Annotated in this window: 10 protein-coding genes and 1 riboswitch; of the genes, 5 read left to right on the forward strand and 5 right to left on the reverse strand. The window is 74.9% G+C overall.

What is annotated here, in order from left to right:
* Positions 1-152 precede the first annotated feature (152 nt).
* The 5 genes from L7D48_RS16995 to thiO all read right to left on the reverse strand — a co-directional run bounded on the left by L7D48_RS16995 (position 153) and on the right by thiO (position 5,696).
* Positions 153-998 (reverse strand): transglycosylase SLT domain-containing protein, encoded by an 846-nt coding sequence (locus tag L7D48_RS16995; protein ID WP_237880292.1) that lies wholly within the window; start codon positions 996-998, stop codon positions 153-155.
* A 365-nt stretch (positions 999-1,363) separates the two neighbouring features.
* Positions 1,364-3,361: a Stk1 family PASTA domain-containing Ser/Thr kinase gene (gene pknB / locus L7D48_RS17000; RefSeq protein ID WP_237880293.1), complete on the reverse strand. Its 1,998-nt coding sequence runs from the start codon at positions 3,359-3,361 to the stop codon at positions 1,364-1,366.
* Positions 3,362-3,514: 153 nt separating this feature from the next.
* Entirely contained in the window at positions 3,515-4,312 is a 798-nt protein-coding gene (locus L7D48_RS17005) for a thiazole synthase (protein WP_237880294.1), read from the reverse strand.
* A gap of 8 nt (positions 4,313-4,320) precedes the next feature.
* Complete coding sequence (gene thiS, locus L7D48_RS17010; protein ID WP_237880295.1) at positions 4,321-4,554, reverse strand: sulfur carrier protein ThiS; 234 nt, start codon at positions 4,552-4,554, stop codon at positions 4,321-4,323.
* Complete coding sequence (gene thiO, locus L7D48_RS17015) at positions 4,551-5,696, reverse strand: glycine oxidase ThiO (protein WP_237880296.1); 1,146 nt, start codon at positions 5,694-5,696, stop codon at positions 4,551-4,553. Before thiO ends, thiS begins: the two co-directional genes overlap by 4 nt.
* Positions 5,694-5,803: riboswitch (TPP riboswitch) on the reverse strand. It overlaps the preceding gene by 3 nt.
* Before the next feature lie 187 nt (positions 5,804-5,990).
* Here thiO and L7D48_RS17020 point away from each other — a divergent pair.
* From L7D48_RS17020 to L7D48_RS17040, 5 genes are all read left to right on the forward strand, one after another.
* Entirely contained in the window at positions 5,991-7,241 is a 1,251-nt protein-coding gene (locus L7D48_RS17020; RefSeq protein WP_237880297.1) for an NAD(P)/FAD-dependent oxidoreductase, read from the forward strand.
* Between the two features lie 33 nt (positions 7,242-7,274).
* Positions 7,275-7,640 (forward strand): Rv2175c family DNA-binding protein, encoded by a 366-nt coding sequence (locus L7D48_RS17025; protein ID WP_237880298.1) that lies wholly within the window; start codon positions 7,275-7,277, stop codon positions 7,638-7,640.
* Between the two features lie 135 nt (positions 7,641-7,775).
* Positions 7,776-8,423, forward strand: coding sequence for a thiamine phosphate synthase (thiE, locus tag L7D48_RS17030; RefSeq protein ID WP_237880299.1), 648 nt, complete (start codon positions 7,776-7,778; stop codon positions 8,421-8,423).
* A gap of 109 nt (positions 8,424-8,532) precedes the next feature.
* Positions 8,533-9,450 carry a methylenetetrahydrofolate reductase [NAD(P)H] gene (gene metF, locus L7D48_RS17035; RefSeq protein ID WP_237880300.1) on the forward strand — a complete coding sequence of 306 codons (918 nt, stop codon included), beginning with the start codon at positions 8,533-8,535 and terminating at the stop codon, positions 9,448-9,450.
* 22 nt (positions 9,451-9,472) lie between these two features.
* The coding region (locus tag L7D48_RS17040) for a hypothetical protein (protein ID WP_237880301.1) at positions 9,473-10,226 on the forward strand (754 nt) is incomplete at its 3' end.

Below are 10,226 nucleotides of genomic sequence, written 5' to 3' on the forward strand. Positions count from 1 at the left end.
GGAGGACGGGGAGGACGGTGGGGCGTCGTACGGGGAAGGTGCGGTGCTCACACATCGAGGGTGCCAGGCCCTTACGGCACACGGCGCACGGCCCGGCGGCCCGCTTGTGGTGAGCGGGCCGCCGGGCCGTGCGGAAGGGGTCTTCCGGCCGGTCAGTAGGCCGAGTCGACGTTGTCCATGGAGCCGTACCGGTCGGCGGCGTAGTTGCACGCGGCGACGATGTTGGCCACCGGGTCGTACAGGTCGTACTTGGTGCCCTCGACGTGGTAGGCGTCGAAGGTGGGCTGGATCACCTGGAGCAGCCCCTTGGAGGGTATGCCGTTGCGGGCGTTGACGTCCCAGTTGTTGATGGCCCGCGGGTCGCCGCTGGACTCGCGCATGATGTTGCGGTGGATGCCCTCGTAGGTGCCGGGGATGCCCTCGCGCTCCATGATGGCCAGGGCCTCGCGGATCCACCCGTCGAGGTTGTCCGGGTAGGAGGCGGCCTCACTCCGCTCGCGCTCGTAGGCCTGCTCCAGGGACTCCTCGTCGCGCTCGCCCCAGTTGCCGCCGCTGCCCCAGCCGCCGCGGTCGTGCGACCGGTCGGCGGCCTTCTCCCGGGTGGAGTCGCGGTCGGCGGCGGCCTCGCGCTCGGCCTCCTTCCGGGCCTTCTCGGCCTTCTCGGCCTTCTCGGCCTCGCGCTTCTCCTCGGCAGCGGCCTCGCGGGCGTCGGCCTGGGCCTGCTGGTAGGAGCCGGAGAACTGCGCCCGCAGGCCGCCCTGCCCGGCGGCGATGTCCTCGGCCTGGGCGGCCGGCTCCACCGGGAGCGAGACCGGTGCGGAAGCGGGCTTCGGCCCGGCCGAGGGAGCGGTCTCCTCGGCGCCCGCCGGGGCGAGGCCGAGTGCCAGGGTGGCGGCGCCGGTGGCCGCGACGACGCCGATGGCGGAGAACTTGTGGGTGCCGGTCATGCGGGTGGTGCCGGACACGCGGAACTGGTCGAGAACGCGGAACACAGACATGGGGGAGGAGAACCTCTTCCGATCGCTTGCGTCGCAGAGCCGGATCAGCCGGGCCGGCCATGGGGCCGAGCGGGGTTGCGCCGGGTTCCTCTCCTCGGCGCTGGCGACTGTTGCATTGTTAGCGGCCGGAACTTATGAGGACAAAAGTGTGACGTACTACCCGGATTCGTTGATATCCGGCGCAACGGGCCTTCGGGTGCCGGTCCGCGCCGCTCGGGGCCGAACGGGCCGCCGCGGTGCCTACTAGGCGGGTTCGTAAGTGATCTGGGTCCTATGGGGCGCTTCACAACGGCTGCCCGCTCAAGCAACCCTCCGTCCCCGTGCGGTGACACACGGACCGGGCCGGCCGGGCCGGTGCGCTCCGGTCAGCGCACCCAGACGGTGATCTCCGAGCCGCGCGGGGCCCGCTCGCCGGCGGCGACCGACTGGTCGAAGACGGTGCCGGTGAAGAAGACCCTGCGGACCTTCACCTCGAAGCCCGCCTCCTCGAGGGCCTGCCGGGCCTCGCTCTCCTCCAGCCCCTCCACGTCCGGGACCTCGATCATCTCCGGGCCCTTGGAGACGGTCAGCGTCACGGTGTCGCCCTCGGCGGCCACCGCGCCCTCGCGGGGCGACTGCCGGGCGACCGTGCCCTCGTCCTCCTCGGAGAAGACCCGCTCCGGGGCGGTGCGCACCTTCAGCCCGGCCTCCTCCAGCCGCTGCCGGGCCGTCCCCTCGTCCTCGCCGACGACACCGGGCACCTCGACCCGCGCGCCCTTGGAGAGCACGAGCGCCACGGCCGTGCCCGGACGGCGCACGCTGCCCGCCCCGGGCTCGGTGCGGGCCACCGAGCCCCGCTCCACCTTCCCCGAGAACTCCCGGGTCACCATGCCGGGCTCCAGCCCGGCGGCCTTGATCTTCCGGCGGGCCTCTTCCGGCGTGTCGCCCGTCACATCGGGGACCTCGACCCGCTCCGGCCCCTGGGAGACGGTGATGGTCACCGTGCCGTTGCCGCGGATGCGCTCACCGCGGTCCGGGTCGGTGCCGATGACATGGCCCCGTTCCACGGTGTCGCTGTAGTCCCGGACGATCCGCCACTCCAGCCCGGCCTCCTCGACCGTTCGCTTGGCCCGGTCCTCGGTCATGTCGAGCACTCCGGGGGTCCTGGTGAACTGCCCGGAGTTGATGTACCACAGGCCCAGCGCCGTGCCGAGGACCAGCAGGACGGCGGTGACCAGCGCCGGCAGCGAACGCCGGGGCCCGCGGCCGGCCCACCGCCGCCGGCGCGCGCCCGGCCCGGGCGGGCCCGGCTCCCGGGGAGGCGTGCGCACGGAGTCCGGCCGGGGCAGGACGGACGTGCGGTTCAGGGCCTCCTCGGTCTCCCCGGCCTCCCCGGACTCCTCCGGGCCGGCGCCGCCGGCGGAAGCCTTCGGCGCGCTGCCGCGCGGGAGCACGGTGGTGCGGTCCTCGGGGCCGGCGGGGACGGGGGAGCCGTCCCCGCCGGCGGCGGCCGGAGGCGGCGCGTCCAGTTCCTCGCCGGTCAGCGCCTCCTTCACGGCCCCGACCTCGGCGAGCAGCTCCACGGCGTCGGCCGGCCGCCGCCCGGGGTCGCGGGCGGCGGTACGGGCCACCAGGTCGTCCAGGGCGGGGGCGAGGCCGGGCACGAGGGTCGAGGGGGCCGGGACGTCCTGGTGGAGGTGCTGGTAGAGCACCTGGGCCGGGGTGCCGCCGGCGTGCGGCTTGGAGCCGGTCAGCATCTCGTACAGCACCACGCCGCAGGCGTAGACGTCCGCGCGGGCGTCGGCGGTGCCGTGCTCGATCTGCTCGGGCGCCAGGTAGGAGACGGTGCCCAGCACCGAGCCGGTGGAGGCGGACGTCTGGGAGCCCACGGCCCGCACCAGGCCGAAGTCGGCCACCTTGACCCGCCCGTCGTCCCCTATCAGGACGTTCTCCGGCTTCACGTCGCGGTGCACCAGGCCGGCCAGATGGGCGGCGCCCAGCGCGGCGAGCACGGGCTCCAGGACGTCCAGCGCGGCGCGCGGCCGGAGCGCCCCGCGCTCGCGCAGCACGTCGCGCAGCGTGCAGCCCTGGACGTACTCCATGGCGAGGTAGACGTAGCCGCCGTCCTCGCCCTGGTCGAAGACCCCCACCACGTTCGGGTGGGACAGACGGGCCGCGGACTTGGCCTCCCGGATGAACCGGTCGACGAACGAGGCGTCGGCCGCGAGGGAGGGGTGCATCACCTTCAGGGCGAGCTCCCGGTCCAGCCGGGTGTCCATCGCCCGGTAGACCGTGGCCATGCCGCCGACGGCGATCCGCGCCTCCACGCGGTACCGGCCGTCGAGCACGTGCCCGATCAACGGGTCCCGAAGGGTCGTGTCCACGGCGCAGAGTCTACGAGCCGCCGCCCGCACGGCCGACCGCACCGGCGCAGGCGCACCGGAGTGCGGCACAACGGTGACGAAACCGCCGCCGCCCCGCGACGTCGGGAGGGGAACCGCGGCCGGCCGTCCGCGGGCGGCCGGCCCGGAACCCGCTCACCCGAAGGCCGGCCGCTCCGGGTCGAGGTCCGCCATCCCCTCCACCGGCGAGGAGGCCAGCGCGAAGTGGCGGCGCGGGATCCGGCCCGCCCGGTACGCCAGCCGCCCCGCCTCCACCGCGTGCCGCATCGCCTCCGCCATCAGCACCGGCTCCTGGGCGCGGGTGACGGCGGAGGCGAGCATCACCGCCGCGCAGCCCAGCTCCATGGCGAGGGCGGCGTCCGAGGCGGTGCCCGCGCCCGCGTCCAGGATGACCGGGACGGACGCCCGCTCGGTGATCAGCCGGAAGTTGTGCGGGTTGCGGATGCCCAGGCCCGAGCCGATGGGCGAGCCCAGCGGCATGATCGCCGCGCAGCCCACGTCCTCCAGCCGCCGTGCCAGCACCGGATCGTCGTTGGTGTACGGCAGGACGGTGAAGCCGTCGTCGACCAGCGTCTCGGCGGCCTCCAGCAGTTCCACCGGGTCGGGCAGCAGGGTGCGCTCGTCGGCGACGACCTCCAGCTTGATCCAGTCGGTGCCCAGCGCCTCGCGGGCCAGCCGGGCGGTGAGCACGGCCTCCCCGGCGGTGAAGCAGCCGGCGGTGTTGGGCAGCACGCGGATGCCGTTGCGCTTCAGCACCGACAGCACCGAGCCGGAGACGGTCGGGTCCAGGCGCCGCATGGCCACGGTGGTCAGCTCGGTGCCCGAGGCCAGCAGCGCCCGCTCCAGCACCTCCAGGCTGGGCGCGCCGCCCGTGCCCATGATGAGGCGGGAGGTGAAGGCGGTGCCGCCGATGGTGAGGGTGTCGTCAGCCATGGCCGCCGTCAGCCCCCCTGCACCGCGGTCAGGACCTCGACCCGGTCGCCGTCGCCCAGCTGCGTCGCCGGCCACTGCCCGCGCGGCACGACGGTCTCGTTGACGGCCGCGGCGACGCCGGCCGTGGCGGTGGTCAGGGACGCCACGACCGCGTCGAGGGCGAGACCGGCCGCGATCTCGCGCGGCTCGCCGTTGACATGGACGGTGACGGTTGCGGCGGTACGGGCCGTGCCGGTGTTCACAGAGGACTCTCCTGAAGCGTGCGGTCGAAGCGCCGGGGGGTGAACGGGCGTGCCTCCTCGGGGAGTTCGCCGGTGGTCAGGGCCTGGGCCAGGGCGTCGCCGGTGACCGGGGCGAGCAGCACCCCGTTGCGGTGGTGGCCGGTGGCCAGGTGCAGGCCGGGCAGGGCGGTCGGGCCGAGCAGCGGGGCGTTGTCGGGGGAGCCGGGGCGCAGGCCCGCGCGGGTCTCCACCAGCGGCAGCTCGGTGATGCCGGGCACCAGCTCGTGCGCGTCGCGCAGCAGCTCGTAGACGCCGCCGGCCGTCACGGTGGTGTCCCAGCCCTGCTCCTCGCTGGTCGCGCCCAGCACCAGCTCGCCGTCGGCCCGCGGCACCAGGTAGACATGGCCGCCGCGCACCAGGGCCCGCACGGTGCGCGAGAGGAACGGGGCGTACGCGCCGGGGATCCGCAGCCGCAGGATCTGGCCCTTGACCGGGCGCACCGGCGGCAGGACCTCCTCGGGCACCCCCGCCAGCCGGCCGCTGTCGCTGCCGGCCGCCAGCACCACCAGGTCGGCCCCGACCGCGGTGCCGTCGGCCAGCCGCGCCCCGGCCGCCCGGTCGCCGGACAGGGACAGCCGCCCGGCCCGCTGCCGCACGAAGCGGACCCCGGCCCGCTCGCAGGCGGCCAGCAGGGCGGCCGTCAGCCGGCGCGGATCGGTCTGGTGGTCGCCGTCCACGCGCAGCCCGCCGCGCACCCCGGGGGCGAGCATCGGCTCCAGGCGGCGGCACTCGCGGCCGGTCAGCCATGCCGACTCCAGCCCGCAGCGCCGGTGCAGCGCGTGCAGTTCCCGCAGATGGGCCCGGTCGTCGGCGTCCAGCGCGACGGCCAGTGTGCCGCAGGCGCGGTAGCCGGTCCCCAGGCCCGAGGCCTCCTCCAGCTCGGCCGTGAAGTCCGGATAGCGGCGCGCCGAGGCCAGGTTGAGGGCGAGCAGGGACTCCTCGCCGTAGTGCAGTTCGGTGACGGCCGCCAGCATCCCGGCCGCCACCTCGGCGGCGCCGCCGCCCGGCGCCGGGTCGACGACCGTGACCCGCGCCCCCCGTTGCGCGGTCCGCCAGGCCGTGACCAGCCCGATGACGCCACCGCCGATGATCAGCACGTGCATGGGTGCGGTGCTCCTCCCTTCGCCGGAATGACCCGGATCAGGTTCGTACGGTCGGAGGCCGCGCAAGCCTCCCTCTCAGCCCGGTGCGCCGGGCTCCCGCGCTTGGTCGTTCGCCGGTTCGCCCCGGGGGCCTTCCCGTCCCCCGGACGCCGACCACCCTATCCGCGCGCCCGCCGGGGCTGAAGGGGAGCCGGGGCCCGGCTCCCCTTCAGCCCCGGCGGCTGTGGCGGGGCTCTCACCGGACCCCGCCGCCGGGCCGCCCGCCGGCCCGCCCCGACCTCCTACAGTGATCGCGTGAGCGTGCGAACCGAGCAGCAGAGCAGGCAGCGGGTCCTCGTCGTCGGCGCCGGGATGGCCGGGGTGCAGACCGCCGTACAGCTGCGTGAGCAGGGCTGGCCGGGGCGGATCGCCCTGGTCGGCGAGGAGCCCCACCGGCCGTACGACCGGCCGCCGCTGTCCAAGGCCGTGCTGCTGGGCAGGGCGGCCGGATCCGCCTTCGACATCGACTTCCGGGCCCTGGAGGTGGACCTGCGCCTGGGCACGGCCGCCACCGGGCTGCGCACCGGCGACCGGGAGGCGGACACCACCGCCGGCCCGCTGCCCTACGACCATCTGGTCCTCGCCACCGGCGCCGAGCCGGTCCCCCTGCCCGGCGCCGAGGGCGTCCCCGGGGTGTACCTGCTGCGCACCCTCGACGACGCCGAGCGGCTGCGGCCGGTGCTCGCCGGGCGCCGGGAGGTGGTGGTCGTCGGGGCGGGCTGGATCGGCGCGGAGTTCGCCACCGCGGCCCGCGAGGCCGGCTGCCGGGTGACGGTGGTGGAGGCCGCGGACCAGCCGCTGGCCGGGGCGCTGCCGCCGTCCGTCGCGGCCCGGATGCGCGCCTGGTACGAGGAGGCGGGCGCCGAACTGCGCACCGGGTGCGCCGTCACCGGCGTCGCCGCGGCCGGCACGCCGGACGACCCGGTGTGCGAGGTGGAGCTGTCCGACGGCTCGGTGCTGACCGCGGGCGCGGTCGTCACCGGGATCGGCGCGCGCCCGGCCACCGGCTGGCTGGCGGGCTCCGGCGTGGCGCTGGGCGAGGACGGCTCGGTCCTGGCCGACGAGTACCTGCGCGCCTCCGCCCCCGGCGTCCACGCCGTGGGGGACTGCGCCTCCTACCCGTCGGCCCGCTACGGCCGCCGTCTGCTGGTCCACCACTGGGACAACGCGCTCCAGGGGCCGCGCACGGTCGCCTCGGGCCTGGTCGCCGGAGAGGCCGAGACGCCGGTGTACGACCCGGTGCCGTACTTCTGGTCCGAGCAGTTCGGCCGCTTCGTCCAGTACGCGGGCCACCACACCGGCGACGACGGGATGCTGTGGCGCGGCGATCCGGCGGACGCGGCCTGGTCTGTGTGCTGGCTGCGCGACGGTGTGCTGCGCGCCCTGCTGGCCGTGGGCCGCCCACGTGACCTGACCCAGGGGCGGAAGCTGATCGAGCGCGGCGCGGCCCTGGATCCGCTGCGGGCCGCCGACCCGTCCGTCCCCCTGAAGAGCGCGGCCCGCTAGTGACTGTCGGTGGCAGATGGCAGGCTGGTTCCCGTGAACGAGATTGACGCGAAGACCGATGCTCTCGTCCCGGCCTGGCTCACCCTCCCCGATGTCGCCGACAGGCTCGGCGTCGAGGTGACGCGTGTGCGGCAGCTGGTCAAGGAGGGCCAGCTCATCGCGGTGCGCCGCGGTGAGAACCGGGTGCTCCAGGTGCCCGCCGACTTCATCGGCGAGGGCCGGGTGGTGAAGGGCCTGACCGGGACCATCACGCTGCTCAAGGACGACGGCTTCAGTGACGAGGAGATGCTGGAGTGGCTGTTCACGCCCGATGACACCCTGCCCGGCACCCCGGCGCAGGCCCTGCGGGAGAATCGCGGCACCGAGGTGAAGCGGCGCGCCCAGGCGCTGGCCGTCTGAGCGGCGCGCTCACCGCGGACGACCCGGCCCGGTGGGGCCGGGCGCAGCCAACCGTACGACCGATCACCGGCGTGCGGGCCCCGGCGCCCACCAGGGCGCCGGGGCCCGCACGCCTCGTCCCGGGGGGATTCCCGCATGGCAGCGACCGCACGCGAGCGGCTCGGCGACGCCCGTCTGTACCTGTGCACGGACGCGCGCAGGGAGCGCGGCGACCTGGCGGAGTTCCTGGACGCCGTGCTCTCCTCGGGCGTCGACATCGTGCAGCTGCGCGACAAGTCCCTGGAGGCCGCCGAGGAACTGGAGCATCTGGCCGTCCTCGCCGACGCCTGCCGCCGCCACGGGAAGCTGATGGCGGTCAACGACCGGGCGGACGTCGCCCACGCCGCCGGCCCGGACGTGCTGCACCTGGGCCAGGGCGACCTGCCGGTGCCGGCCGCCCGCGCGATCCTGGGCGACGGCGTCCTGATCGGCCGCTCCACCCACACCGAGGCCGAGGTGGACGCGGCGCTGGCCGAGCCGGGCGTGGACTACTTCTGCACCGGCCCCTGCTGGCCCACCCCCACCAAGCCCGGCCGTCCCGCCCCGGGGCTCTCCCTGGTGCGGTACGCCGCGCGGCTGCGGCCCGGGCGGCCCTGGTTCGCCATCGGCGGGATCGACGCCGCCAACCTGGAGCAGGTGCTGGAGGCCGGGGCGCGGCGGGTCGTGGTGGTCCGCGCGATCACCGAGGCGAAGGACCCGGGGGCCGCCGCCGCGGACCTCGCCGCGCGCCTGCGGTCGGTCTGAGGCGGCCCGGCCCCGGGCGGGTGTCCACCCACTGGACGGCAAGCGGGCCAAACGGTCATATCGCCCCGGTGATGCGGTGTGCGGCCGGGGTGCCGGTTAGCCTGCCGACATGGCCCTCGGTACCCCTTCCACCAGGACGGATCGCGCGCACACCGTCCGCGAGCTGCTCGCTTCCGGTGAGCGCTCGTACTCCTTCGAGTTCTACGCGCCCAAGACGGAGAAGGGCGAGCGCACCCTCTGGAACGCCATCCGCCGCGTCGAGGCCGTCGCCCCCACCTTCGTGTCGGTGACCTACGGCGCCGGAGGCTCCTCCCGGGAGGGCACCGTGCGCGCCACCGAGCGGATCGCCACCGAGACGACCCTCACCCCCGTCGCCCACCTCACCGCGGTGGACCACTCGGTGGCCGAGCTGCGCAACGTCATCGGCCAGTACGCGGACGCCGGAATCCGCAACATGTTCGCCGTCCGCGGCGACCCGCCCGGCGACCCCACCGGCGAGTGGGTACCGCATCCGCAGGGCATCACCTACGCCGCCGAGCTCGTCCGGCTCATCAAGGAGTCGGGGGACTTCTGCGTCGGGGTGGCCGCCTTCCCCGAGATGCACCCGCGCTCGGCGGACTGGGACAGCGACATCCGCCACTTCGTGGCCAAGTGCAGGGCCGGCGCCGACTACGCCATCACGCAGATGTTCTTCTACGCCGACGACTACCTGCGGCTGCGCGACAAGGTGGCCGCGGCGGGTTGCGACGTCCCGATCATTCCGGAGATCATGCCCGTCACGAGCGTGCGGCAGATCGAGCGGTTCGCGAAGCTGAGCAACGCGACCTTCCCCCCGGACCTGGCCGAACGCATCCTCGCTGTGGAGCACGATCCGGCCGCTGTACGCTCGTTGGGAATCGAGTACGCCACGGAGCTGTGCGCGAGGCTGATGTCCGAGGACGTCCCCGGACTCCACTTCATCACCCTCAACCACTCCACGGCGACGCTGGAGATCTACGAGAATCTGGGCCTGCACCGGCGGGGCTAGAAGACGGGGTGGGAGGACGTACATGGGGTGGACGCTCCTCTACATCGCGTTCGGCATCGTCGCGGTCTGGCTGCTGGCCGAGGTGCTGCTGCAGTACAAGGCGAGGCTGCGCTGGCGGCTGCTGGCCTTCGGCGGGTTCGCCATGGTGGTCCTCGGGGTGGTGGCGATCTCCTCGGTGCCGCTGTCCCTGACGGTCATCGCGCTCGGCGGAGCGGCCTTCACGGTCGGCCAGACCTTCGTCACCCTCTCCTACCGGCGCGGCTTCACCGCCGGCTGGGCGCTGGACGGCATGCCCGGCACCAGCAGGCGCCGCCGCGAGGTGCGCCCCATGCCGCCCCAGGACGCCGACCCGCACCTGGAGGTCTCCGGGCTGGAGGTCCACGAGCCGGAGCCCCCCGCGTACAGCCCGGAGCCGCTGCCCGACGACACCGGCGGCTACGGCGTCTACGAGCGGGGCGCCGCCCCCGGGCAGCCGGAGGAGCGGTACGGCGAGCAGGGCCGGTACGACGGGCAGGAGCGGTACGAGGAGCAGGAGCGGTACGAGGAGCAGGAGCGGTACGAGGAGCAGGGGCAGCACCCCGCCCACTCCGTCCCGTACACCACCGGTGACTACACCGGCTACCCCGGCTACGACCAGGGCGGCCAGTACGCCGGATCGTACGACTACGGCTACGGCGCGGGAGACGGGCAGCAGCAGTACGCCGCCCACTCCGACCCGTACGCCGACGCCTCCGGCCCGCCCGCCCACGACCCGTACGGCGGCCAGGGCGGCCGGG

This window comes from Streptomyces sp. ICN903, assembly GCF_022015835.1.
In the GTDB taxonomy this organism is placed as follows: Bacteria; Actinomycetota; Actinomycetes; order Streptomycetales; family Streptomycetaceae; genus Streptomyces; species Streptomyces fenghuangensis.